The sequence below is a fragment of the Nocardioides sp. Root122 genome, from assembly GCF_001425025.1.
Classification (GTDB): Bacteria; Actinomycetota; Actinomycetes; order Propionibacteriales; family Nocardioidaceae; genus Nocardioides.
In genome coordinates this window covers 1-22,519 of the sequence record NZ_LMDE01000005.1, presented here as the reverse complement: position 1 = coordinate 22,519, position 22,519 = coordinate 1, and the positions used below count along the sequence as shown (strand labels likewise).

Sequence of the window (22,519 nt, the reverse complement as noted above, 5' to 3'; positions counted from 1 at the left end):
GACGGTCGCTGCGCGACCTCCTCGACCAACGGTGGCAGTGCCCGCCCTGCCCAACACGCGCGCTCGGCGCCCGACGTCGTCTGGACTGAGGAGCGAGTGAGCGCGACGAGCGCAGCGAGGCAGCTCGGGAGCGACGAGGGAAGACGACGTCTTCAGGGGCGCCGAGCACGCGCGAGCGGAGCGAGCGCCAATCAAGCCGTGACGCGGTAGGCGTCGAAGACGCCGGGGACGGCGCGTACGGCGCGCAGGACGCCGTCGAGGTGGGCGGCGTCGGCCATCTCGAAGGAGAAGCGGCTCTTGGCGACCCGGTCGCGGGTGGTGGAGAGGGTGGCGCTGAGGATGTTCACGTGGGCGTCGGAGAGCGCCATCGTGATGTCGGAGAGCAGGCGGGCGCGGTCGAGGGCCTCGACCTGGATGTTGACCAGGAACGTCGACTGGGAGGTCGGCGCCCACTCGACCTCGAGCACGCGCTCGGGCTGGCCGAGCAGGCTGGAGGCGTTGGTGCAGTCCTTGCGGTGCACCGAGACTCCCCCGCCCTTGGTCACGAAGCCGAGGATCGGGTCGGGCGGCACGGGCGTGCAGCACTTGGCGAGCTTGACCCACAGGTCGTCGACGCCCGGCACGATGACGCCGGAGTCGGTCGGGCCACGCTTGGCGGCCGCCCGCGAGCGGCCGGTGATGGTCACGCCCTCGGACATGTCCTCCTGGGCGCCGTCGTCGCCACCGTGGAGGTCGATGACGCGTCGTACGACGGCCTGCGCGCTGAGGTTGCCCTCGCCGACGGCGGCGTAGAGGGCAGAGACGTCGGCGTGGTGGAAGTGCTCGGCGACCAGCGCCAGCACGTCGTGGGTCATCAGGCGCGTGAGGGGCAGGCCCTCCTTGCGCATCAGCTTGGCGATCTGGTCCTTGCCGCGCTCGATCGCCTCCTCGCGCCGCTCCTTGGTGAACCACTGGCGGATCTTGGACCGGGCGCGCGGCGACTGGACGAAGTTGAGCCAGTCGCGCGACGGACCCGAGGTCGGCGACTTGGAGGTGAAGACCTCGACCACGTCGCCGTTGTCGAGCGTGGACTCCAGCGGCACCAGGCGGCCGTTGACCCGCGAGCCGATGGTGTGGTGGCCCACCTCGGTGTGCACGGCGTAGGCGAAGTCGACAGGCGTCGCCCCCATCGGCAGCGGGATGACGTCGCCGCGCGGGGTGAAGACGTAGACCTGCTGCTGGTTCATCTCGAAGCGCAGGGACTCCAGGAACTCGCCCGGGTCCTCGACCTCGCTCTGCCAGTCGAGGAGCTGCCGCAGCCAGGTCAGGTCGTCCTTGTCGCCGAGCTTGTCGGTGTCGACGCCGGCCTTGGTGTTCTCCTTGTACTTCCAGTGGGCCGCGACGCCGTACTCGGCGCGGCGGTGCTGGGCGAACGTGCGGATCTGCACCTCGACCGGCTTGCCCTGCGGGCCGATGACCGTCGTGTGCAGCGACTGGTACATGTTGAACTTCGGCATCGCGACGTAGTCCTTGAACCGGCCCAGGACCGGGTTCCAGCGCGAGTGGATGACGCCGAGCGCGCTGTAGCAGTCGCGGTCCTCGTCGACGAGGATGCGGATGCCGACGAGGTCGTAGATGTCGGAGAAGTCGCGGCCGCCGACGATCATCTTCTGGTAGATCGAGTAGTAGTGCTTGGGCCGTCCGGTGACCTTCGCGTGGATGCGCGACGCCTTGAGGTCGTGCTCGATCTCGGCGACCACCTCGGCGAGGAACTGGTCGCGCGAGGGCGCCCGCTCGGCGACCATCCGCACGATCTCGTCGTAGATCTTCGGGTGCAGCGTCGCGAAGGCGAGGTCCTCGAGCTCCCACTTCAGGGTGTTCATGCCGAGCCGATGGGCCAGCGGCGCGTAGATGTCGAGGGTCTCGCGCGACGACCGCTCCTGCGAGGCGGCCGGGACGTAGCGCAGGGTGCGCATGTTGTGCAGCCGGTCGGCGAGCTTGATGACCAGCACCCGGATGTCGCGCGACATCGCCACGATCATCTTGCGGATCGTCTCGGCCTGCGCCGAGTCGCCGTACTGCACCTTGTCGAGCTTGGTCACGCCATCGACGAGGACCGCGACCTCGTCGCCGAAGTCGGAGCGCAGCTCGTCGAGGGTGTAGGCCGTGTCCTCGACCGTGTCGTGCAGGAGTGCCGCGACGAGCGTCGGCTCCGTCATGCCGATGTCGGCCAGGATGGTGGTGACCGCGAGCGGATGGGTGATGTAGGGGTCGCCGCTCTTGCGCATCTGGCCGGTGTGCCACTTGTCGGCGACGGCGTAGGCGCGCTCGAGGAGGGCGAGGTCGGCCTTGGGGTGGTTGGCCCGGACGGCGCGGAAGAGCGGCTCCAGCACCGGGTTGGACGACGGGGGCCTGGTGCCGACACGGGCCAGGCGGGCGCGCATGCCACGAGCGGTCAGGGCCGCCCCCTTGGGCTCCTGCGCAGGCACCTGGTCCTCGGCCATGAGGTCAGTCTAGTGAGCGGTCGCGCAGGTCAGATGGTCAGCAGGGTGCTGATCGGCAGGTCGCCGGTCACCGAGCGCGGCTCGAGGAAGCCCAGCTCCATGAGCACGGACGCTCCGGTGGCCGTGCCGCCGCACAGCTCGATGAGCTGGCGGGTCGCGTCGGCGGTGCCGCCGGTGGCGAGCACGTCGTCGACCATCAGGACCCGCTCGCCCGGCGCGATGCCGTCACGGTGCACCTCGAGGGTCGCCTCGCCGTACTCCAGCGAGTAGGAGACGGCGTGCGTGGCGCGGGGCAGCTTGCCGGCCTTGCGGATGGGCACGAAGCCGATGCCGAGGGCCAGCGCGACCGGAGCCGCGAGGATGAACCCGCGGGCCTCCATCCCGACGACCTTGTCGACCACGACCGTGCCGTGGTCGTCGCGACCGGCGGCCGCGAGCGCGGTGATGATCGCGGAGAACGCGTGGTGGTCGGCGAGGACGGGCGTGATGTCCTTGAAGGTGACGCCCTCCTCGGGCCAGTCCTGGACGTCGACGGTGAGGCGTCGCAGCGCCTCCTGGGCCGTACGCCGGTCAGGCATCGCCGGGGTCCTGGCCGAGGTCCTGGATCGAGGACTCGACCTTGGCGATCGCCGCGCGGGCGATCTCGATCTCGGTGCCGGGCGCGATCTGGAGGCGTGCGGTGTCGTCGGTGACCGAGGTGACGGTGCCGAAGATGCCCGAGGACATCATCACCCGCTGGCCGACCTCGATGCTGTTCTGGAGGGCGGTGACCTCCCGCTGGCGGCGCTGCTGGGGGCGGATCACCATGAACCAGAACAGGGCCAGGATGGCCACCAGGGGCAGGAGGGCGGCGAGGTCGTTCACGGTCGGGGATCTCCTCGGATCGTCGCGGGGGTGAGGTCGCGGGGTGAGCGCGTGAGTCTACGCGGCGGACATCCGCGACTCACACCTCGTCGAAGAGCGTCGAGTCGACGGTCGGCATCGCCGGCGGCGTGAGGCCGAGGTGGTGCCACGCGGCCGGGGTGGCGACGCGACCTCGCGGGGTGCGCGCCAGCATCCCGGTGCGCACCAGGAAGGGCTCGGCGACCTCCTCGACGGTCTCGCGCTCCTCCCCCACGGCGACCGCCAGCGTCGAGATGCCGACCGGCCCTCCGCCGAAGCGCCGGCAGAGCACGTCGAGCACGGCCCGGTCGAGACGGTCGAGACCGGACTCGTCGACCTCGAACAGCTCGAGCGCCGACTGGGCGACGGGCAGGGTCAGGATGCCGTCGGCGCGGACCTGGGCGTAGTCGCGGACCCGGCGCAGCAGCCGGTTGGCGATGCGCGGCGTGCCGCGTGAGCGGGAGGCGATCTCGCTGGAGCCGTCGGCGGTGAGGTGCACGCCCAGCAGCCCGGCGGAGCGGTGCACGATCTGGTCGAGCTCGTCGGGCTCGTAGAACTCCAGGTGCGCGGTGAAGCCGAAGCGGTCGCGCAGCGGCCCGGGGAGCAGGCCCGCGCGCGTGGTGGCCCCGACCATGGTGAACGGCGGGATCTCGAGCGGGATCGCCGTCGCGCCGGGACCCTTGCCGATGACCACGTCGACGCGGAAGTCCTCCATGGCCATGTAGAGCATCTCCTCGGCCGGCCGCGACATCCGGTGGATCTCGTCGACGAAGAGGACGTCGCCCTCGTTGAGGCCGGACAGGATCGCGGCGAGGTCGCCGGCGTGCGTGATGGCGGGGCCGCTCGTCAGCCGCAGCGGCGTGCTCATCTCGGCGGCGATGATCATCGCGAGGGTCGTCTTGCCGAGCCCGGGAGGTCCGGAGAGCAGCACGTGGTCGGGAGCCCGGCCGCGGCGGCGGGCGGCCTCGAGGACCAGCCCGAGCTGGTCGCGCACGCGGACCTGGCCGACCACCTCATCGAGGGTCTTGGGGCGCAGCGCGGCCTCGACCGCCCGCTCGTCGCCATCGGCGTCGGCGTCGGTGAGCCGCTGGAGGTGGCCGAGCTCGGCCCCGGTGAGCTCGACCTCGTCGAGGTCGGTGTCGTCGTCCCAGTTCATCGCTGCACCTGCCTGCTCAGGCCTTGCTCAGCGTGCGCAGGGCCGAGCGCAGCAGCGCACCGACGTCGGGCTGGTCGCCTGCCTCGGGCGCGACCGCCTCGATCGCCTTGTCCGCCTCCTTGGCCGACCAGCCGAGGCCGACCAGGCCCTGCTGGACCTGGTCCTTCCACGGCGCGCCGACAGCCACGACGGCGGCCGGGTGGTGGGCACCGACCGGCGGGCCGATGCGGTCCTTGAGCTCGAGGATGATGCGCTGGGCGCCCTTCTGGCCGATGCCCGGGACCCGGGTGAGCGCCTTGACGTCCTCCGCGGCGATGGCACGTCGTACGTCGTCGGGGCGCATGACGGCGACGATGGCCTGGGCGACCTTGGGGCCGACCCCCGAGGCGGTCTGCACGATCTCGAAGACCTGCTTCTCGTCCTCGTCGAGGAAGCCGAAGATCGTCAGGCTGTCCTCGCGCACGACCATGCTGGTGGGCAGGGTCGCAGGGCGGCCGACGCGCAGGGTGGCGAGCGTGCCCGGGGTGCACATCAGCTCCAGCCCGACACCGCCCACCTCCAGCACGGCACTGTTGAGCGTGACGGCGGCGACCTCGCCGCGGACGAAGGCGATCATCGGGTCCTCACCGTGGTCTTCCTCTGGGCGGCGCGGGCCTGCGCGGCCGCGGCCTCGATCCGGTTGTGGGCGGAGCCCCGCCACACGTGGGTGATGGCCAGCGCCAGCGCATCGGCGGCGTCGGCGGGCTTGGGCAGCTCGGTCAGGCGCAGGATGCGCACCACCATGGCGCCGACCTGCGCCTTGTCGGCGCGGCCGTTGCCGGAGACGGCGGCCTTGACCTCGCTGGGGGTGTGCATCGCGATCGGCAGTCCGCGGCGGGCCGCGACCACCAGGGCGATGCCGCTGGCCTGGGCGGTGCCCATGATCGTGCTGGAGTCGGAGCGGGCGAACACCCGCTCCACGGCGACCGCGTCGGGCCGGTGCTCCTCGATCCAGGCGTCCAGGCCCTTCTCGATGGTGACGAGACGTTGGGCGATCGGGAGCGTCGAGCTGGTGCGGATCACCCCGACGTCGACCATCGACAGGGGCCGGCCGACGCTGCCGTCGACGACCCCCACGCCGCACCGGGTCAGCCCGGGGTCGATGCCTAGCACGCGCACCGCGTCACCCCTCTCCTGACCGTCCGTCCGAACACATGTTCGTGCGGACCACGCTAACCCGGCGGCGGCGCACGAGGGCGTACGACACGCGGCGGGCGTCAGGCGTCGGCGGACTCGAGCTCGGCCATCACGTCGGCCGGGATGTCGACGTTGGTGAAGACGTCCTGGACGTCGTCGAGGTCCTCGAGGGCGTCGACGAGGCGCAGCACCTTGCCCGCGCCCTCGGCGTCGACCGGGATCTCCATGCTGGCGATCCACTCCACGTCGGCGGAGTCGTAGTCGATGCCGGCGTCCTGGAGCGCGGTGCGCACGTCGACGACGTCCGTGGCCTCGCTCTGCACCTGGAAGGCGTCGTCGAGGTCGTTGACCTCCTCGGCGCCGGCGTCGAGCGTGGCCTCGAGCACGTCGTCCTCGGTGACCTCACGGGTCTCCTGCGCCTTGGGCACCACGACGATGCCCTTGCGCGTGAACAGGCGCGAGACCGAGCCGGGGTCGGCCATGGTGCCGCCGTTGCGGGTGACCGCGGTGCGGACCTCCATCGCGGCACGGTTCTTGTTGTCGGTGAGGCACTCGACGAGGAAGGCGACGCCCTGCGGTCCGTAGACCTCGTAGGAGATGCCCTGGTAGTCGACGCCACCGGACTCGGCGCCGGAGCCGCGCTTGACCGCGGAGTCGATGTTCTTGTTGGGGACCGAGCTCTTCTTGGCCTTCTGGATGGCGTCGTAGAGGGTCGGGTTGCCGGCGGGGTCGCCGCCGCCCTGCTTCGCCGCGACCTCGATGTTCTTGATCAGCTTCGCGAAGAGCTTGCCGCGCTTGGCGTCGATCGCGGCCTTCTTGTGCTTGGTCGTTGCCCACTTGGAGTGGCCTGACATGGGTCCCTCTATCTTCTCGACGATCCGAACGGGATGCTCAGGCCGAGCGCACCAGGTCCACGAACATGCCGTGGACGCGGTGGTCGCTGCCGACCTCGGGATGGAACGAGGTCGCCATCAGGGGGCCTTGACGCACCGCGACGATCCTACCCGCGGCGGGTCCGTCCTCGACCCGTGCCAGCACCTCCACGTCGGCCTCGACCGACTCGACCCACGGGGCGCGGATGAACACGGCGCGGACCGGGTCGGTGAGCCCGTCGAGGTGGAGGTCCTCCTCGAAGGAGTCGACCTGGCGCCCGAAGGCGTTGCGGCGCACGGTCAGGTGGAGCCCGCCGATCGTCTCCTGGCCAGCCGCGCCGTCCTCGATGCGGTCGGCCAGCATGATCATCCCGGCACACGTCCCGAACGCCGGCAGCCCGCCGCGCACGGCCTCGCGCAGCGGCTCGAGCAGGTCGAAGATCCGGGCCAGCTTGGCCATCGTCGTGGACTCCCCGCCCGGGATGACCAGTCCGTCGCACGCGGCGAGCTCGGCAGGTCGTCGTACGGTGATCGGGTCGGCACCCAGCGTGTCGAGTGCGGCGAGGTGCTCGCGGACGTCGCCCTGGAGGGCGAGCACGCCGATGGTGGGTCGGCTCACCAACCGCGCTCGGCCAGGCGGTGCGGCTGGGGGATCTCGTCGACGTTGATGCCCACCATGGCCTCACCCAGGCCACGGGAGACCTTGGCGACGACGTCGGGGTCGTCGAAGAAGGTCGTCGCCTTGACGATGGCCTCGGCGCGCTGGGCCGGGTTGCCGGACTTGAAGATGCCCGATCCGACGAAGACGCCCTCGGCGCCGAGCTCCATCATCATCGCGGCGTCGGCCGGGGTGGCGATGCCGCCGGCGGTGAAGAGGACGACCGGGAGCTTGCCCGCGGCCGCGACCTCCTTGACCAGCTCGTAGGGGGCCTGGAGCTCCTTGGCCGCGACGTAGAGCTCGTCCTCGGCCATGCCGTGCAGGCGGTTGAGCTCCCCGCGGATGGTGCGCATGTGGGTCACGGCGTTGGAGACGTCGCCGGTGCCGGCCTCACCCTTGGAGCGGATCATCGCCGCGCCCTCGGTGATGCGGCGCAGGGCCTCGCCGAGGTTGGTCGCACCGCACACGAACGGGACGGTGAAGGCCCACTTGTCGATGTGGTTGGTGTAGTCGGCCGGGGTGAGCACCTCGGACTCGTCGATGTAGTCGACGCCGAGCGACTGCAGGACCTGCGCCTCGGCGAAGTGGCCGATGCGGGCCTTGGCCATGACCGGGATCGAGACGGCCTCGATGATGCCGTCGATCATGTCGGGGTCGCTCATGCGCGAGACGCCGCCCTGGGCGCGGATGTCGGCCGGCACGCGCTCGAGCGCCATCACGGCGACCGCGCCGGCGTCCTCGGCGATCTTGGCCTGCTCGGCGTTGACGACGTCCATGATGACGCCGCCCTTGAGCATCTCGGCCATGCCGCGCTTGACGCGGCTCGTGCCGTGCTCGATGGGGGTCTCGGTGGTGTGCTCAGCCATGCCTCGATCGTAGTGCTGCCTCATCCCAAAGGATGCATCGGGACCGGCCGTGATCCACGGTGGTCGAGCGCTTGGTCAGGCGCCGGTGGCGGCCCGGGCGAGCGCCTGGCGGCGGACGACCCAGATGCGCTGGGCGACCGTGACGGTGGCGGCGATCGCGAGCGCCCACAGGGCGACGTAGAGCAGGACCCAGACGTCGAAGAGGTCGGCGAAGAACGCCGGGACGAGCATGCCCACGAGGCGGTCGGGGCGCTCGGCGATGCCGACCTTGGCGTCGTAGCCGAGGTGGTCGGCCTTCGCGCGGGCGTAGGACGTCACGGCACCCATCACGAGGATCACCAGGCACAGCGCGAGGTAGAGGCGGCTCTCGTGGTGCCAGGCGAAGAAGAGCGCCAGGCCGCCGAACAGCGCGCCGTCGGCGACGCGGTCGAGCGTGGAGTCCAGGAACGCGCCGAAGTCGTCCGTGCGACCCGTCTTGCGCGCCATCGCGCCATCGATGAGGTCGCTGAAGACGAACGCGGTGATGAACAGGACGCCCTGCCACACCCAGCCCTGGGCGAAGAAGAACAGCGCGCCGAAGCTCACGCCGAGCGTGCCGACCAGCGTCACCACGTCGGGGCTGACGCCGAGACGGATGAACAGGTTGATGAAGGGCGCGAGCGCCTTGCCCTGCCAGAAGGCCTTGAACCGATCGAGCACGGCCGCAGGCTACCCGGCGCGCGCCGCGAGTGGAGGGGCGGCACATCCGGTTGGATAGCCTCACCGGCGCTGGCTGGTGGTGACCAACGGGAGGACGACCTGTGAACGAGCTGACCGACGACTGCGTGGCGTGCGGCGCCGACGGGCGCGCCGCGCCGCGCCTCGAGGCGCGCGAGGTCCAGGACATGAACGGCGAGACGTTCACCTACCGGCTCTGCCAGGGATGCGGGTCGCTCCAGATCACCGAGGTCCCCGACGACCTCGGCAAGTACTACGACGCCTCGAGCTACAGCAGCTTCAACGTCAAGACCTCGCTCGTCGACCGCCCCGTCGTGCAGAACCCGCTCTCGCGCGCGGCGCTGCGTGCGGTGGGCGCCGTGCACCGGCGCACCGGACGCGGGATCGGGCTGCGCTTCGTCCGCGACGCCGGCATCTCCCCCGACGAGTCCGTGATCGACATCGGGTCCGGGATCGGCGAGAACCTCGTGCACATGCGCCTGCTGGGGCACCGCGAGCTGGTCGGCTCCGACCCGTTCCTGCCCGAGGACATCGACCGCAACGGCGTCAAGGTGCTGCGGCGCCACCACACCGAGCTGAGCGGTTCCTACGACTGGGTGGTGATGAACCACTCGTTCGAGCACGTGCCCGATCCCCACGCGATGCTCGCCTCGGCGACGCGCATCCTGGCTCCGGGTGGGCGGGTGCTGGTCCGGATGCCGATCATGGGGTCGGTGGCGTGGGAGCGCTACGGGATGGACTGGTCGCAGATCGACGCGCCGCGCCACCTCGTCCTGTACACGCCGCAGGCGATGGACGCGATGGCCGCCGCTGCCGGGCTCGAGGTCGAGCGGTTGTTCCACGACTCGTGGTCGTTCCAGTTCTGGGGCAGCGAGCTCATCCGGAGGGGCCTCCCCCACAAGGGCGCCTCGCTGGCCCAGGCGCGCGCGCACTTCAGCAAGCAGCAGATCGCCGCGTGGGAGAAGGAGAGCCGTGCTCTCAACGCGCGAGGCGAGGGCGACGCGGGCGGCTACGTCCTCAGGCGCGCCTGACGAGCGCCGCGCGCACGTCCGCCACGGCCGCGGGGGCCCCGGTGACGGTCCACTCGACCCCGGCAGCCGGTACGACGACGGAGTCGCCGCCGGCGCCCCGGATGATCGCCGCGCCGGGCAACCGGTCCCAGTCGGCGACGGAGTGCTGGAAGAGGACGTCCCACTGGCCCACGGCGATGGCCATGCAGTCCATGGTCCCCGAGCCGAGCATCCGCAGGGTGCCGACCTCACCCAGGGCACGGGCGAAGGCCTCCCCCACCTCACCGGTGTAGAACGGCGGGTGGAGGTAGGTGGCTGCGCACCGGGCCTCCCGGGGCGTGTCGGGCGGGGGCGGCAACGGCGTACCGTCGCAGGTGCTGGGCAGGTCGGGGCCGCCCACCCAGGTGCGCAGCGACGCGGCGTGGTGCACCGCGCCGAGCAGCACGTCGTCCTCGTCGCGGAGCGCGATCGCGCTGCACCACCAGTCGCTGCCGCGCGAGAAGTTGTAGGTGCCGTCGACGGGGTCGATCACCCAGGTGCGGCCCGACGTGCCGGGGCGTGAGGTGCCCTCCTCCCCCACGATCGCGTCATCGGGCCGCTCGGCGGTGAGCTGCTGGACGATCAGCCGCTCGGCCGCCGTGTCGGCCTGGGTGACGATGTCGGACCCGCTGGTCTTGCGCTCGATGTCGAGCCCCTCCGCGCGGATGCGGGCGGCGAGCAGCGCCGCCTCGCGGACCAGGTCGGCGGCCAGTGCGGCGTCGGCGGCGAGGTGCGGGTGAACCATGGACGCCACGTTAGTGCGACGGCGTAGTGTGGGTGCACGGAGCCATCCAGGCTTCCGACCAGGGAGCCCCGATGAGCGACAAGTCGCCACGGCAAGGCATGTCCAAGAAGTCCGGCAAGTCTCTCAAGGAGAAGCGTGCCGAGAAGCACGCGAAGGCCGACGCCGCCAAGCACGTGATGCCCGAGGCCCAGCAGCCCAGGAAGAAGTGACCGGGCTCAGCCTCGGAGTCGTCGGCACCTCCGCGAAGGAGAACGAGCACCGGCTGCCGCTGCATCCCGAGCACCTGTCGCGGCTGCCACCGGACGTCGCCGCCCGGACCAGGCTGGAGCACGGGTATGCCAGCCGCTTCGGCCTCGGTGACGACGACCTCGCCCCGCACGTGGCCGGATTCGCCTCCCGCGAGGAGCTCGTGCGCGAGTCGGACGTGGTCCTCCTTCCCAAGCCGCAGCACGAGGACGTCGCGGCGATGCGCCCAGGCCAGGTCCTGTGGGGCTGGCCGCACTGCGTCCAGGACACCCACCTGACCCAGATGGCCATCGACCGTGAGCTGACGCTGATCGCGTTCGAGGCGATGAACCACTGGACCTCCGACGGCCACGTCGGGCTCCACGTCTTCCACAAGAACAACGAGCTCGCCGGCTACTGCTCCGTCCTCCACGCGATGCAGCTCGTCGGAATCACGGGTGACTACGGGCGCCGCCTCAGCGCCGTGGTCATCGGGTTCGGCGCCACCGCACGCGGTGCGGTCACGGCGCTCAAGGCTCACGGCGTCGGCGACGTGGCCGTCCTCACCACACGTGGGGTCGCTGCCGTGGGGTCCCCGATCCACTCCGTGCGGATCCGGCAGTTCGACCACGATCCCGGCGCCCCGGGCGCAAGCATGGTGATCACCGACCAGGGCCGGGTGCCGCTGGCGCCGTACCTCGCGGAGAACGACATCGTCGTCAACTGCACCCTCCAGGACCCGGCCGCGCCACTCACCTACCTGCAGGTCGAGGACGTCGCACTCTTCCGGAGGGGCAGCCTGGTCGTCGACGTGTCGTGCGACGAGGGCATGGGCTTCTCGTGGGCCGTGCCGACCGGGTTCGACGCCCCCATGTTCACCGTCGGCGACCGCGTGCACTACTACGCCGTGGACCACAGTCCGTCCTACCTGTGGAGCTCGGCCACGTGGGAGAACAGCGAGGCGCTGCTGCCGTTCGTCGAGACGGTGCTCGCCGGACCGGAGTCGTGGGACGGCAACGAGACCATCACGCGCGCCATCGAGATCCGCGAGGGCCACGTGCGCAACCCGGCGATCCTGAGCTTCCAGGGCCGCTCGGGCGAGCATCCCTACTCCGTCGTCTGACCTCGGGGCCACGCCTGGGCGATCAGGTCGCGGGTGTCCTCGAGGAGCTGCGGCAAGGTCTTGGTGCCACCGACGACGGTGATGAAGTTCGCGTCACCGGTCCAGCGCGGCACGACGTGCTGGTGCAGGTGCTCGGACAGCGAGCCGCCGGCGGAGCGGCCGAGGTTGAGGCCGATGTTGAACGAGTGCGGGCGGCTGACCTGACGGATGGCGCGCAGGGCCTGCTGGGTCATCGCCATCAGCTCCCCCGACTCGGCGTCGGTGAGGTCGGCGAGGTCGGCGACGTGGCGGTAGGGCAGCACCATCAGGTGGCCGGGGTTGTAGGGGTGCAGGTTGAGCACGGCGTAGGTCGACTCACCCCGCGCGACGACCAGCGTCTCGTCGTCGGGGTGGTGCGGGATGGCGCAGAACGGGCACCCCTCGTCGTCGACGACGGTGCGGACGTAGGCCATCCGGTGGGGTGTCCAGATCCGCTCCAGGCCGTCGTCGCTCATGGCGCGATCCTAGGGTGGGCCGATGACGTCGATCCGACCGGCCACCGAGGCCGACATGGCCGCGGTGGCCGACCTGTGGCACGAGGGCTGGCACGACGGGCACGCGGGCCACGTGCCGGAGGGCCTGACCGCCGCGCGGACGCTCGCGGCCTTCCACGAGCGCACACCCCCACGCGTCGCCGACACCACGGTCGCGGTCGACGGCATCGGCCGGCTGCTGGGCTTCGTGATGGTCGCCGACGACGAGGTGGAGCAGGTCTTCGTCGGGCGCGACGCCCGCGGCACCGGGCTCGCTCCGCTCCTGCTGGCGGAGGCAGAACGCCAGGTCGCCGCCGCCGGCCACGTCTCCGCCTGGCTGGCCGTCGTCACCGGCAACGCCCGGGCCCGGGCGTTCTACGAGAAGCACGGCTGGAGCGACGCGGGCGACCTGCCCTACGAGGTCACGGCCGGGGGCGAGCACTACGTCTCGCCGTGCCGGAGGTACGTCAAGAGCGTCTGAGGGCCCGACGTGAGTCCCCTCACGTCGGCCCCGATGCAGGGCTCCGTCGATTCGACATGCCCTGTCGATCGTGTTGTCGTGGTGGAGCCGCAGGCAGTGGCCCTCGTCGACGACGGGGCGCCCTCCCATCGCGAGGTGATCACCGCCGCGGCCTCGACGCCCGTCCCGACGGTGTCGCGTCCGAGCGCCCCCGCGCCCAACACTGTGAGGTCAGAAGCACGTGCGTGCCACCACCACACCCGCCCACCCGATCCGCCCCCTCGGCCCGATGCGCCTCGGCAGCATGGTCGCGAGCACCGCTGTCGCCGCCCTGGCGCTGAGCATGGTGCCCGGCAGCGCCATGGCCCAGCCCAGCGCCGTCGACGTACGCCTCAAGGTGGCTGACCAGCCCGCCGTCGAGGTCGTCACCGCCCCCCGCTCCTGGCCGGGCGAGCTGCTCGAGGCCCACGGCGTGCCCGTCGACGGCAACGACCTCGTCGACGTCGTCCGCGACGGCCGCGAGGTCTCGGGCAAGAACAAGCGCGTCCGTGCGGGCGACACCGTCAAGCTGACCGAGGTCGACAAGGTCCGCAAGACGAAGCGGCTGCGCGTGCGCCGCGGCACCGTCGAGGTGTTCACCACCAAGCTGAAGCCCGGGCACCGCAAGGTCGTGCGCGAGGGCCGGCCCGGTGTGCGCAAGGTCGTCAAGCTGAAGACGCTGCACAACGGCGAGCAGGTCCGCTCGCGCGTGGTCAAGCGCACCCTCGTCCGCGACCCCTCGCCGCGCCGGGTGCTCGTCGGGCGCAAGCCGTACGCCGTCCAGGGTGCCGACGGCCTCAACTGGGGCGCGCTGGCCAACTGCGAGTCCGGTGGCAACCCGAACGCGGTGAACCCGGCGGGCTACTACGGGCTCTACCAGTTCGACCTCGGCACGTGGCGCAGCGTCGGCGGCTCCGGCCTGCCGACCTCCGCGTCCGCGGGCGAGCAGACCTACCGCGCGAAGCTGCTCTACAAGCAGCGCGGCCGCTCCCCCTGGCCGAACTGCGGTCGCCTGCTCTGAGCCGAGCCCCTGAGCAGAACCCCTGGGGCGCGCGTGGCCTGGGCCGGCGGGCTCAGCGCAGCGCGGCCCAGGGGTCTTCGCGCCGCCACGCCGTGGGGAGGTGCAGCGCGACCCCCTGCTCCGCGCTGAGCCCTGCGAAGACCCGCATCGTCACGTCGAGGTCGTCGCCGATGTAGGGCAGCGCCCGCAAGGGGGCCTCCAGCGGACGGAAGAAGTCGTCCCAGTGGATCAGCACGACGCTCGTGGCCCCGACGGCTTCGACCGTCTCGGGCCCAGTAGGTCCGGATGTAGCTCGGGTCCTGGAGGCCGAGCTGCCCCACGCCGAGGTAGGCCACGTCCGCGCGGTGGCCGCGCAGTGCTCCGGCGACGTTGCCGGCGCTGCCCTGGACCAGAGCGGTCCGCCCGCTCGCATGGCTGAGGACCATCGACCAGGCCTCGCCGCACCGGTACGCCTTCGGCGAGGCGGGCGGCACGACGGGCGTCGTGATCGGGCCGGGGAAGCGGTCCGGAGGGCAGTGGTCGGACTCCCGGCGCCCCGTCCGATGGTGGCAGGTCGAACCGGTCGGCGTACCTGGACAGGTCCGGGCGGCCCCACTTCACGCGCATGGCCAGAACCTGGTGGCAGGTCAACGACTGCCGAACCCCCACCACCGGGCGTTGACCGGCTGCCCTGAGACCGGGTCGAGCATGGTGACCTCGAGGAACCATCCCGGTGCGACGTAGAACTCGTCGCCAGGACTCTCGCTGCCGTCGAGGATCCGGGAGCGGACCAGGTAGGTCCCAGCCACGTCGGTCACGTGGCCGTGGCACGTGCCCTTGTGGTCGAACACTGCCAACGCATCGGTGGGGGCGAGCGTCCAGGAGTCGTCCCACGTCGGCCCCGGCCCAGGGTGCGGGGTCTCGGCATGGCCCACGGCGAGCCAGGTGTGGAACCGGCGCAGGCCGGGGTCCTTGCTCACGTAGAACAGACCCGCATCTCCGATGCGGGTCACGCTGCGTGGAACACGCTCACTCGGCACGGAAGCCAGGTAGCGGCCGGACTCGCTCTCCGGGCAGACGAGGATGCCGCGGGAGAACACGGCCGAGGAGAAGCGGCTGGGAAGGGGCCTCACCTCGGTGAAGTCCGACGCAGGAGGCGTCGGTGGGAGCCACGCGTCTTCCATCGCTGGAGCGTTGCTGCTCACGATCAGGGTGGCTGGCCTCGACGGGATCGGTTCAGGCCGCGTCGAGGAACACGCGGACGCGAGCGAGGGCCTCGGTCCGGCTCTGCACCCCGAGGCGGAGGAAGACGTTCTCGAGGTGCTTGCGCACGGTCGCGTCAGAGAGGCCGAGGGTGCGGGCGATCTGGGTGTTGCTGGCTCCGGTGGCCACCTGACGCAGGACCTCCCACTGGCGAGGCGTCAGGTTCGGTTCGCCGCGAAGCTCGCGGTCGCGGCGCGTGTGCAGCTCGGCCAGGTGCGGACGGGCCAGCGCCAGCATCGCCTTCTCGCGCTCGGAGAAGTCGGGCTCGTCCTTGGTGCGCCAGAGCAGCAGACGTCGGTCCGTGCCCCCGAGCGGTGCCATCGGCACCAGGATCTCGTCGTCCAGGCCGAGCTCGCCCGCGAGGGTCCCCAGGGGCGAGTCGGCGTACGCCCGGGTGCGCGTCGTCTCGGCGTGGTGGAGCACCGTGGTGTAGTCGCCCGACAGCAACGGACCCGCACATCCGTGCTCGTCCCAGAACTGCTGCCAGAACAGGGTCGTCCACTCGTCGACCATGCCGACGGACTCGTCGCGCTCGACGCCGGCGTCGTTGACCGACAGCGTCCGCACCCGTTGCTCCGCGACGTCCATCAGCTGGAACGTCATCTCGCCGCACGGGATCAGCTCCCGCAGGCCGGTCAGGACGTCGACATAGAAGATGTCCGTGCCGACGGCGTCGGTCTGACAACCGTCGAGCACCTCCAGCAGGGCCTGGATGTCGCTGTCGGTGATGACCCAGTTGTCCGGCACGGCGCTACCTCCGTTGTGTGCGTGCCGCTCACGCTACGACCCGGCTGCCGGGAGCGACATACGCAATAGCGCGTACGCCGAACCCCCAGCGGCCAACGTCGCATTCCGGTGTGCCGGCCTCCGGCGCACCGTCGGGTCATGACCACTTTCAAGAACACCCACCGTCCCCCGACCTTCGCCGTCGCCGCCTCGGCCACCGGGCTGGTCGCAGCCCTGGTGTCCCTGCACCCCAGCAGCGCCGGCGCCATCCCGGATCCCGTCGACATCCCCGCCGTCGTGCACCGGGCCGCGGTCACCGACACAGCCACCGCGGGCCCCCGCGCCGAGCGGAGCTGCTTCATCACGCCCGCGCCCCTCAACTGGAACGTCGCGCTCGACGGCCCTCTCCCCCGCTGCGACACCTACCTCCCCTGACTGCGGGGTGCCGGCGTACCCGGACAGGTCCGGGCGGCCCCGCCTCACGCGCATGGCCAGGACCTGGTGGGCCGCACGCTCCGTCACCCGAACATCCCCCGCAGCCCCTTGGCCCGGATGTCGAGCAGCGCCTCGAGGTCGACGTACTCGTCGTGGACGTCACAGAGCCAGGCCAGTGCGGCGAGCTCCTCGGCCAGTGGCAGGTGGATCCCGTCGTCAGCGAGCCCGACCACGACGTTCAGGTGGGCACCCAGCGGGTCGGTGTCATCGCCACGCCCGAGCATCTCCGTGACGCTCTTGGCGTAGTCGTCGATCCGCCCCAGGCGTTGCGGACCCAGCGGCACCCCGCGGTCGACCAGCCAACGCAGGGCGCGCCCCGACATCACGTACGGCATGGCGCCCGCGTCCTGGCCTCCGGTCACGCACCCGAGCTGGAAGCCCTGGCGACGCCAGGTCCAGAACGTCGAGCCCTGCGCCAGCTCGTCCACGACACGGACCAGGTCGTCGGGAGGCAGCGGGCCGTCCACCAGGGTGTCCGCAGGCCCCTCGAAGGGCAGCAGGTGCCCAACCGGGACCTCGCACAGCTGGGCAGCGGCCACCGCGACGGGTCGGTCCCGGAGCTGTAGCCGCAGGTGACGGCGGCTCGTCACCTCCGCCACGTGCTCGGACGCATGCGGGACGCCGACGACAGTGCACAGCCACGCATACAGGGCGAGCTCGACGTCCCCGTCGAACGTCACGGGACTCAAGGCACTGACCGAGGCGCGCTCCGCCGTCAGGGCCGACAGGACGTGGAGGTCGACCGGTCGACTCGCGGCGACGTCACGGCGTACGTCCGGACGCGCCAGCATCGCGACGTAGATGTCCCGGAGCTCCGCCTGGTTGCCCTGCGCCTCGACCGTTGCAGCGCAGGAGGTGAGCAGCTTCTCGACCTCCGCGCCGTCATCCGCCCCGAAAGCGGCTGACGAGATGGTGGACGTGGAGGGCAGGACCATGCTCCGCCCCGCGAAGCCGGCGGCAGGACCGCCTGACGGCGGCGGGGAGACGCCGTCGCTCGACAGCCCGGCCAGGGCGATCTTGAGGAGGGAGTCACTCCCGATCCTCACCTCGAGACTGGCTCCGAGAGCCTGGACCTCGGCGAGGAAAGCATCCTCGCCAGCAGGGCGGCTTCGGAGCGACACGAGCCGAGCCTCCAACGCAGCGGCGGTGCTGATGCCCATCGTTCTCGTCCACCTCGATGTCCCGGCGCGGTCGGCACCCGCACGATACGACGATGGCGGAGGCGCCCGCCGCGACCACGACGTCCGATCCTGCCGATGTCAGGGGGTCCGGTCGTGCGTCATCCAGAATGGCTCGCATGAGCGACGACCCCGATCGACTCCCACTTGACAGCCCGCGGTGGAGCCAGCTGTGGACCCGGATTGGGCCTGGGGCGTACCCGGTTCCCCAGGCGCTCCGGGCCCTCGGCGACGACCCGTCAGACCTCGACCTCTTCAAGGAGATGTGGCCGGAGATCTGCGCCGAGGAGACGACGTACGACGCCGCCTTCGCCGCTCTCCCCTACCTGATGGACTTCGCGGGTCGCGTGGAGCCGGCCGATGCGGACGAGTACCTCATCGTCGCCGGACTGATCGCGACCTATGCCCCCGACGTGCCGAGCGACCTGGAACCTGCTTTCAGGACAGCGATGCGCCGGGGACTGACCCTCACGCTCGAGCGCCTCGAGAACTGCACGACCGATGCAGACCTGCGGTACCTGCTGGCATCCGTGGCCGCCATGAGGGGGCGCACGGACCTCGCAGAGGTGCTCCAGGACCTCGACGCGATCCAGGAGACGTGCCCGACATGCGGGACCGTCGTGCACCCCTCAGCGTTGGAGGCCGCGGTCGACCGGGACCGGACGTCCTGAGTCGCAGCCCTTGAACCTCGGCTGTGCGGAGATGTCGCGGGTCGAGCGTCCGGTCGTGCCGAGGTGCGGCGACGCTAAGAGGTCTCCTGACCCACGGTGCCCCGACGACCCATGATCACGGTCCCGTTGCCGATGCCTGGGCCCAGGACGCGCCACCCCTCAGACGCGTACAGCCGCCTCGCCGGGGCGGTGGTGTCTGCCGTCGTCATCAAGAGCTGACGTTCGTGAGGGAGGCCTTCGAGCAGAAGGTGCATCAGTCTTCGACCGACACCACCGCGTCGGGCCGTGTCCAGTACGCCAATGCTCACCAGCTCGAAGTGGCCTCCCAACCACTCGTCCGCAACGTCAGGACGCAGCACCGCGAGCGCGCGGTCGGTCCACCACTGACCGTGTTCACCGGTGTAGCCGTAGGCGAAGCCCACCAAGGCGCCGCCGTCGTAGGCACGGGCGAGACGAAAACCGTTCCGCACCCGGTGCTTGTCCCATACAGCCCCCCGCCATGTTTCGTAGTCAGGATGGTCGCCGAACACCGACTCGTACACGGACCACAGGGCCGCTCCGTCCTGATGGGTGGCTGAATCACTCACGTCGAACCGGGCCATGTCGTTCTTGTACCGCAGCTTGCAGCGCATCGAGAAGCGACGGCACGGACGAACCGGTCTGCCGCGACCCCACCACCCGCTCCTGCCGGATAGGCGCGGATCTGCCGATGAGCCGGCGGCGTCAACAGTCGATCGTGCGGAGCACCCTCGGGGTGTGGAGAACTGGGTAGCGTGCGCCTTGTGAACATGGAGACCTTCGCTGGCGTAGTGCGGTTCCTCCGAGGGCCGAGCTGTGACTGGAACTGAGCTTCTTGATGAGCTGATCGCTCAGGAGTCGCGCCTCGTCTTCGACAGCTTCGACGAGGAAACCGCGTGGGCACTCGGTGTCGCTCTGCGCGAGGCCGCGGTCGCCGCCTTCCTGCCGGTGGCCATCTCGATCCGTCGCAACGGTCAGCGTCTCTTTCACGCGGCGCTTCCGGGCGCGACAGCGGACAACGACGGCTGGCTCGAGCGCAAGAGTGCCGTGGTGGACCGCTATGGGCGCTCCTCGCTGCGTGTGGGCGAGCAGTTCAGGGTCGACGGCGGATCCTTCGAGGCGAACTCCCGCTTGGACCCGTCCGACTATGCCGCTCACGGAGGGGCGTTCCCCATCCTCGTCCGCGGCACCGGCTGTGTCGGCACCGTCGCGGTCTCCGGGATGCCGCAGGTGGAGGACCACCAGCTCGTCGTCGACACGATCGAGGGCTTCCTCGCCGCCCGACGCTGACGTAGCACGCCGACACGTTCTGCGAGACTCAGCGGATGGCGCGCACCGATGTCGAGAAGTGGCTCGTCGTCGACTGCCCGCGCTGGCGGCGGACCGACTCCCGGCGCCGGGCCCAGGAGCGGTAGATGGACCTCCAGGACTACCGAGATGCGCGCCACCGGAGACTCGTCGAGATGGCGACCGAGCTCGGCGTGCCGGCGGACCGCGCCGCGGCGGTGGTCGATCGCGTGATCGAGGACCACCGTCGCCGCATCGTTCGCTCCGCCGATCCCGACCAGGTCGTTGTTCCCGCTCTGCGTGAGGAGGTGCTCGGCGGGCGGTCTCGCGTCCCCTTGATCACCGTCGTCGTGCTCACCGCCGTTGTCGCGGCGGCTTTCGTGGTCACGATCCTGACCGGTCCATCCGGCCCCGAGAAGGTCGAGCGGAGGGCCGCGACGGTGCCTGCCCTCGTAGGCCTCACTTCCGCCGAGGCCGTCAGCGCGCTGGGGCGCGCCGGCATCGCGTCGCGCGTCGATGCAGCGCCCCAGTGTGATCCGGCGGGGCAGGTGCTGGGCTCCGTGCCGCCGTCCGGCGACACGGTCCGGCTCGACGAGGTGGTGGTCGTCATCGCGACGGCGACCCCGTCGTGGAGCTGCCCTGCCGACGCCGCCGGACGCGTCCAGGCGTGGGCGTTCCTGCGTTTCCTCGTCTCCGGCTCGGGCCGCCCGCATCTCGCGCCCGAGGTGCGGCTCTACGTCGACGGCGAGGCGGCTGGGACGGCCGACGGGACCCACTCGGCCACCTCGCCCGACTGGCGATGGCGCGTGCGCGACCCCGTCGTGGCCTACGCGGTGCGCCCGGTCGCCAACGACCTCGGGCAGCCGGTCGTCTCGATCACCAGTGGACCACCACCGCCCACCACATGCGGCCTCCCCACGTCGAGCCCGTCCGGTGTCGCTGAAACTGCCACCCGAGTCGTGCTGACAGTCAGCGGCGCCGGTTCTGGCGACGGACCGGAGCTCGGGTGCCAGCTCACGATCGACCTCTTCGAGGACGACGACGGAGCCATCGCGGCCGTGTCCGTGACCCTTCCCGGCGGCATTGGTCTCGGACCGCCGCCTTGGGTGCGGACCCGCGACGACGGGGACGTACGCGACGACTGACCGCTGTCGTTCTGGGTGGGTGACCGAGCCTGGTCCGCGGTACGGACACGGCCGGCGTGGTCCATGGAGTGGGCGATGGCGTCGACGGCACTCGCTGTAGCCGCCCACATGGCAGTGTGCAGAACCGCCGGAGCCCACGTGATCTCAGTGTCCGCCGAGGACCTCACCGACGGCGAAGGCGAAGACGATCAGGAACGTGAGGGACGCGAGCACGATCACGAGCGCCGAGCGTTCCTTCTCGCGGAAGATGGCCAGCCTGAGGTGACGAGAGAGGCGAGAGCCAGCCCGATCATGCCGATGCCGATGGCAATGCTCAGCGCCCGTGGCAGGTAGGAGACGAGGAGCCATACAGGAAACACCAGGTAGAGCAGCACGGGAAGCAGGAGCCACAGCGCGCGACGACCCATCAGAGTGCGAGGCAAGGCGTACATCTCGATCCTCCCGTCCGGACCACCCGGTCCGTCCTCTGTCTCTCCTGGGACCTGACTCCAGCCAACCGCGAGATCGAGCGGCGAGGCAGAGGCGTAGGTATGCACGGGGCCGGGACCAATGCACTCACATGCCGCGATCAGCTCGACCGCATCTGTCGGTGAGCGGATGACAGCACGTCCGATCCGTGACGAGGTTCGGCCTGTGCGCCACACGCGGAGGCACCATGGGTGCCAGCTCGCGGACACGCCTGTCCAGTCCGGGTGCTTGCTCAAGGCGGGGTCGCCGCTCGGTTAGCAGTCCTGATCTTCATGGCGGATGATGATGTTCCGGTCATCGCCGTCTGCTCTGCCGTAGAGGATGAAGTCGTCCTGGCGAACGTCAGAGCCAGCGCAGAAGATGTAAACCGCTGCATAACCATCGTTGTCGTCGAAGACCTCGTCGAAGACGTCCACTGCGATGGCGCTGTCCTCCACGGAGACCACGACCTCCGTGCCGATACCGGTCTCGATCTCTTCTACGATGCTGTAGCTGGACGGATCCTCCTGTGGATGGCCAGAAGAGCAACCGGTGGTGGCTGCGATCGCCAACACGACTGACAGCACGCGAAGCGTCATCAGTCCCTCTCCCACTAGCGGCCGCAGGCAACTCGCGACCGTCATGGTCGGGATCCCCGTTCGAGAGCCACCATCGCACATCCAGACACCCGGGACACCCGCCGCCGCACAGCACCGTTCGGCACATAGGGCGCCGGAATCGCCAGGAACCCGACGCAAGCGAACCCGCCGAAGGAATGGGTAGACATCCGCATTTGCCGCGAGTAGGTCACGGGCGGCGCCGCGCTGGACGCTGTCGGACGTGCCTGTGGCCCCGCCATCGTGGGGACTGGCGGGGTGCGGGGCGGGGTCATGGTCGCTCGGGTGGATCGACAGTCTCGTTGGTCGAGGAGGGCGCGCTGGCGCCCGTCACGAGACCCGGTCCGTCGAGCGACGTGGTGCCGTGTCGATCACGCAGGTAGCGGTGTCCGCGCGGGCTGATCCACTCGAACACACCGGGGGCGACCATGGCATAGGTCCACGCGGAGTGGGTCTTGAGCCGGTGATGACCGCGGCACAGGCACGCCAGGTTGGACGTGGTGGTCGGTCCGGGTTGCTCGCGGCCTTCGGCTTCGGCGTCGTGGTCGTACTCGATGACGTGGTCGACGTCCGCACGACGGGCGGGTCTGGTGCACCAGGGGTAGACGCAGGTGCGGCGGAATCTAGGTAGTCACGCAACACCGTGGTTGTCAGCGGTCTTGGTCAGTATCTTCTCGAGCATCTCGGCAGGGGTGCGAAAGCCGTGGCG

Annotated in this window: 27 protein-coding genes; 9 read left to right on the top strand and 18 right to left on the bottom strand. The window is 70.6% G+C overall.

Annotated elements, in window-relative coordinates:
• Positions 1-191: 191 nt before the first annotated feature.
• The 10 genes from ASC64_RS06440 to pgsA all read right to left on the bottom strand — a co-directional run bounded on the left by ASC64_RS06440 (position 192) and on the right by pgsA (position 8,792).
• A complete protein-coding gene (locus ASC64_RS06440; RefSeq protein ID WP_235563557.1) occupies positions 192-2,483 on the bottom strand; it encodes a RelA/SpoT family protein in 2,292 nt (763 codons plus the stop codon).
• Positions 2,484-2,512: 29 nt separating this feature from the next.
• On the bottom strand, positions 2,513-3,061 hold the full coding sequence (locus ASC64_RS06435; protein ID WP_056906724.1) for an adenine phosphoribosyltransferase: 549 nt from the start codon (positions 3,059-3,061) through the stop codon (positions 2,513-2,515).
• Positions 3,054-3,347 carry a preprotein translocase subunit YajC gene (yajC, locus tag ASC64_RS06430; RefSeq protein ID WP_056906723.1) on the bottom strand — a complete coding sequence of 98 codons (294 nt, stop codon included), beginning with the start codon at positions 3,345-3,347 and terminating at the stop codon, positions 3,054-3,056. Before yajC ends, ASC64_RS06435 begins: the two co-directional genes overlap by 8 nt.
• A 79-nt stretch (positions 3,348-3,426) precedes the next feature.
• Positions 3,427-4,521: a Holliday junction branch migration DNA helicase RuvB gene (gene ruvB / locus ASC64_RS06425; protein ID WP_056906722.1), complete on the bottom strand. Its 1,095-nt coding sequence runs from the start codon at positions 4,519-4,521 to the stop codon at positions 3,427-3,429.
• Positions 4,522-4,537: 16 nt separating this feature from the next.
• Positions 4,538-5,137: a Holliday junction branch migration protein RuvA gene (ruvA, locus tag ASC64_RS06420; RefSeq protein WP_056906721.1), complete on the bottom strand. Its 600-nt coding sequence runs from the start codon at positions 5,135-5,137 to the stop codon at positions 4,538-4,540.
• Positions 5,134-5,679 (bottom strand): crossover junction endodeoxyribonuclease RuvC, encoded by a 546-nt coding sequence (gene ruvC, locus ASC64_RS06415; protein ID WP_056906720.1) that lies wholly within the window; start codon positions 5,677-5,679, stop codon positions 5,134-5,136. Before ruvC ends, ruvA begins: the two co-directional genes overlap by 4 nt.
• Before the next feature lie 98 nt (positions 5,680-5,777).
• Positions 5,778-6,551 (bottom strand): YebC/PmpR family DNA-binding transcriptional regulator, encoded by a 774-nt coding sequence (locus ASC64_RS06410; RefSeq protein WP_056906719.1) that lies wholly within the window; start codon positions 6,549-6,551, stop codon positions 5,778-5,780.
• 37 nt (positions 6,552-6,588) lie between these two features.
• Entirely contained in the window at positions 6,589-7,191 is a 603-nt protein-coding gene (gene pdxT, locus ASC64_RS06405; RefSeq protein WP_200937488.1) for a pyridoxal 5'-phosphate synthase glutaminase subunit PdxT, read from the bottom strand.
• The gene (gene pdxS / locus ASC64_RS06400) at positions 7,185-8,093 is read right to left on the bottom strand and encodes a pyridoxal 5'-phosphate synthase lyase subunit PdxS (RefSeq protein ID WP_056906717.1); all 909 of its coding nucleotides are present in this window, start codon (positions 8,091-8,093) and stop codon (positions 7,185-7,187) included. Before pdxS ends, pdxT begins: the two co-directional genes overlap by 7 nt.
• 75 nt (positions 8,094-8,168) lie before the next feature.
• Positions 8,169-8,792 (bottom strand): phosphatidylinositol phosphate synthase, encoded by a 624-nt coding sequence (gene pgsA, locus ASC64_RS06395; protein WP_056906716.1) that lies wholly within the window; start codon positions 8,790-8,792, stop codon positions 8,169-8,171.
• A 101-nt stretch (positions 8,793-8,893) separates the two neighbouring features.
• On the opposite strand from pgsA, the gene ASC64_RS06390 reads away from it, so the two are divergent.
• Positions 8,894-9,841, top strand: a complete 948-nt coding sequence (locus ASC64_RS06390) for a class I SAM-dependent methyltransferase (RefSeq protein ID WP_056906715.1) — start codon at positions 8,894-8,896, stop codon at positions 9,839-9,841.
• Here ASC64_RS06390 and ASC64_RS06385 read toward each other — a convergent pair.
• Complete coding sequence (locus ASC64_RS06385; RefSeq protein ID WP_056906714.1) at positions 9,828-10,604, bottom strand: inositol monophosphatase family protein; 777 nt, start codon at positions 10,602-10,604, stop codon at positions 9,828-9,830. The genes ASC64_RS06390 and ASC64_RS06385 overlap by 14 nt on opposite strands.
• A 71-nt stretch (positions 10,605-10,675) precedes the next feature.
• Here ASC64_RS06385 and ASC64_RS22490 point away from each other — a divergent pair, with 71 nt between their 5' ends.
• Together ASC64_RS22490 and ASC64_RS06375 are read left to right on the top strand one after the other, a co-directional pair.
• Complete coding sequence (locus ASC64_RS22490; RefSeq protein ID WP_200937486.1) at positions 10,676-10,813, top strand: hypothetical protein; 138 nt, start codon at positions 10,676-10,678, stop codon at positions 10,811-10,813.
• Positions 10,810-11,952 carry a N(5)-(carboxyethyl)ornithine synthase gene (locus ASC64_RS06375; RefSeq protein WP_056906712.1) on the top strand — a complete coding sequence of 381 codons (1,143 nt, stop codon included), beginning with the start codon at positions 10,810-10,812 and terminating at the stop codon, positions 11,950-11,952. Before ASC64_RS22490 ends, ASC64_RS06375 begins: the two co-directional genes overlap by 4 nt.
• Here ASC64_RS06375 and ASC64_RS06370 read toward each other — a convergent pair.
• A complete protein-coding gene (locus ASC64_RS06370; RefSeq protein WP_056906711.1) occupies positions 11,937-12,446 on the bottom strand; it encodes an HIT family protein in 510 nt (169 codons plus the stop codon). The genes ASC64_RS06375 and ASC64_RS06370 overlap by 16 nt on opposite strands.
• A 22-nt stretch (positions 12,447-12,468) precedes the next feature.
• Between ASC64_RS06370 and ASC64_RS06365 the strand changes: the two genes are divergently transcribed.
• Together ASC64_RS06365 and ASC64_RS22685 are read left to right on the top strand one after the other, a co-directional pair.
• Positions 12,469-12,945 carry a GNAT family N-acetyltransferase gene (locus ASC64_RS06365; protein WP_056906710.1) on the top strand — a complete coding sequence of 159 codons (477 nt, stop codon included), beginning with the start codon at positions 12,469-12,471 and terminating at the stop codon, positions 12,943-12,945.
• 220 nt (positions 12,946-13,165) lie between these two features.
• Positions 13,166-13,984 (top strand): resuscitation-promoting factor, encoded by an 819-nt coding sequence (locus ASC64_RS22685; RefSeq protein ID WP_056906709.1) that lies wholly within the window; start codon positions 13,166-13,168, stop codon positions 13,982-13,984.
• A 52-nt stretch (positions 13,985-14,036) separates the two neighbouring features.
• Here the strand turns inward: ASC64_RS22685 and ASC64_RS21950 are convergent, their stop codons facing one another.
• The 3 genes from ASC64_RS21950 to ASC64_RS06345 form a co-directional block, all read right to left on the bottom strand.
• Positions 14,037-14,219, bottom strand: coding sequence for a hypothetical protein (locus ASC64_RS21950; protein ID WP_056906708.1), 183 nt, complete (start codon positions 14,217-14,219; stop codon positions 14,037-14,039).
• 391 nt (positions 14,220-14,610) lie between these two features.
• Positions 14,611-14,976, bottom strand: a complete 366-nt coding sequence (locus ASC64_RS06350) for a hypothetical protein (RefSeq protein WP_156385058.1) — start codon at positions 14,974-14,976, stop codon at positions 14,611-14,613.
• A gap of 223 nt (positions 14,977-15,199) precedes the next feature.
• On the bottom strand, positions 15,200-15,973 hold the full coding sequence (locus tag ASC64_RS06345) for a helix-turn-helix transcriptional regulator (protein ID WP_056906706.1): 774 nt from the start codon (positions 15,971-15,973) through the stop codon (positions 15,200-15,202).
• Between the two features lie 138 nt (positions 15,974-16,111).
• Between ASC64_RS06345 and ASC64_RS06340 the strand changes: the two genes are divergently transcribed.
• Entirely contained in the window at positions 16,112-16,387 is a 276-nt protein-coding gene (locus ASC64_RS06340; protein ID WP_056906705.1) for a hypothetical protein, read from the top strand.
• An 83-nt stretch (positions 16,388-16,470) separates the two neighbouring features.
• Here the strand turns inward: ASC64_RS06340 and ASC64_RS06335 are convergent, their stop codons facing one another.
• Positions 16,471-17,493 carry a hypothetical protein gene (locus ASC64_RS06335; protein ID WP_156385057.1) on the bottom strand — a complete coding sequence of 341 codons (1,023 nt, stop codon included), beginning with the start codon at positions 17,491-17,493 and terminating at the stop codon, positions 16,471-16,473.
• 251 nt (positions 17,494-17,744) lie between these two features.
• Between ASC64_RS06335 and ASC64_RS06330 the strand changes: the two genes are divergently transcribed.
• Positions 17,745-18,296 carry a hypothetical protein gene (locus ASC64_RS06330; protein ID WP_156385056.1) on the top strand — a complete coding sequence of 184 codons (552 nt, stop codon included), beginning with the start codon at positions 17,745-17,747 and terminating at the stop codon, positions 18,294-18,296.
• Between the two features lie 74 nt (positions 18,297-18,370).
• Here ASC64_RS06330 and ASC64_RS06325 read toward each other — a convergent pair whose 3' ends face one another.
• Positions 18,371-18,898 carry a GNAT family N-acetyltransferase gene (locus ASC64_RS06325; protein ID WP_056906702.1) on the bottom strand — a complete coding sequence of 176 codons (528 nt, stop codon included), beginning with the start codon at positions 18,896-18,898 and terminating at the stop codon, positions 18,371-18,373.
• Positions 18,899-19,130: 232 nt separating this feature from the next.
• Here ASC64_RS06325 and ASC64_RS06320 point away from each other — a divergent pair, with 232 nt between their 5' ends.
• Both ASC64_RS06320 and ASC64_RS06315 read left to right on the top strand, forming a co-directional pair.
• Complete coding sequence (locus ASC64_RS06320) at positions 19,131-19,604, top strand: heme-degrading domain-containing protein (protein ID WP_056906701.1); 474 nt, start codon at positions 19,131-19,133, stop codon at positions 19,602-19,604.
• A 125-nt stretch (positions 19,605-19,729) separates the two neighbouring features.
• Complete coding sequence (locus ASC64_RS06315; protein WP_056906700.1) at positions 19,730-20,746, top strand: PASTA domain-containing protein; 1,017 nt, start codon at positions 19,730-19,732, stop codon at positions 20,744-20,746.
• 722 nt (positions 20,747-21,468) lie between these two features.
• On the opposite strand, the gene ASC64_RS06305 is transcribed toward ASC64_RS06315, so the two are convergent.
• Positions 21,469-21,792: a hypothetical protein gene (locus ASC64_RS06305; RefSeq protein WP_056906698.1), complete on the bottom strand. Its 324-nt coding sequence runs from the start codon at positions 21,790-21,792 to the stop codon at positions 21,469-21,471.
• Positions 21,793-22,519: the final 727 nt, after the last annotated feature.

Bases quoted from the DNA above. Each gene is read 5' to 3' on its own strand.
- ASC64_RS06440 (WP_235563557.1), bottom strand. From the start codon at position 2,483: ATGGCCGAGGACCAGGTGCCTGCGCAGGAGCCCAAGGGGGCGGCCCTG.
- ASC64_RS06435 (WP_056906724.1), bottom strand. From the start codon at position 3,061: ATGCCTGACCGGCGTACGGCCCAGGAGGCGCTGCGACGCCTCACCGTC.
- ruvB (WP_056906722.1), bottom strand. From the start codon at position 4,521: ATGAACTGGGACGACGACACCGACCTCGACGAGGTCGAGCTCACCGGG.
- ruvA (WP_056906721.1), bottom strand. From the start codon at position 5,137: ATGATCGCCTTCGTCCGCGGCGAGGTCGCCGCCGTCACGCTCAACAGT.
- ASC64_RS06410 (WP_056906719.1), bottom strand. From the start codon at position 6,551: ATGTCAGGCCACTCCAAGTGGGCAACGACCAAGCACAAGAAGGCCGCG.
- pdxS (WP_056906717.1), bottom strand. From the start codon at position 8,093: ATGGCTGAGCACACCACCGAGACCCCCATCGAGCACGGCACGAGCCGC.
- ASC64_RS06385 (WP_056906714.1), bottom strand. From the start codon at position 10,604: ATGGTTCACCCGCACCTCGCCGCCGACGCCGCACTGGCCGCCGACCTG.
- ASC64_RS22490 (WP_200937486.1), top strand. From the start codon at position 10,676: ATGAGCGACAAGTCGCCACGGCAAGGCATGTCCAAGAAGTCCGGCAAG.
- ASC64_RS06370 (WP_056906711.1), bottom strand. From the start codon at position 12,446: ATGAGCGACGACGGCCTGGAGCGGATCTGGACACCCCACCGGATGGCC.
- ASC64_RS06365 (WP_056906710.1), top strand. From the start codon at position 12,469: ATGACGTCGATCCGACCGGCCACCGAGGCCGACATGGCCGCGGTGGCC.
- ASC64_RS06340 (WP_056906705.1), top strand. From the start codon at position 16,112: ATGACCACTTTCAAGAACACCCACCGTCCCCCGACCTTCGCCGTCGCC.
- ASC64_RS06330 (WP_156385056.1), top strand. From the start codon at position 17,745: ATGAGCGACGACCCCGATCGACTCCCACTTGACAGCCCGCGGTGGAGC.
- ASC64_RS06325 (WP_056906702.1), bottom strand. From the start codon at position 18,898: ATGGCCCGGTTCGACGTGAGTGATTCAGCCACCCATCAGGACGGAGCG.
- ASC64_RS06315 (WP_056906700.1), top strand. From the start codon at position 19,730: ATGGACCTCCAGGACTACCGAGATGCGCGCCACCGGAGACTCGTCGAG.
- ASC64_RS06305 (WP_056906698.1), bottom strand. From the start codon at position 21,792: ATGACGCTTCGCGTGCTGTCAGTCGTGTTGGCGATCGCAGCCACCACC.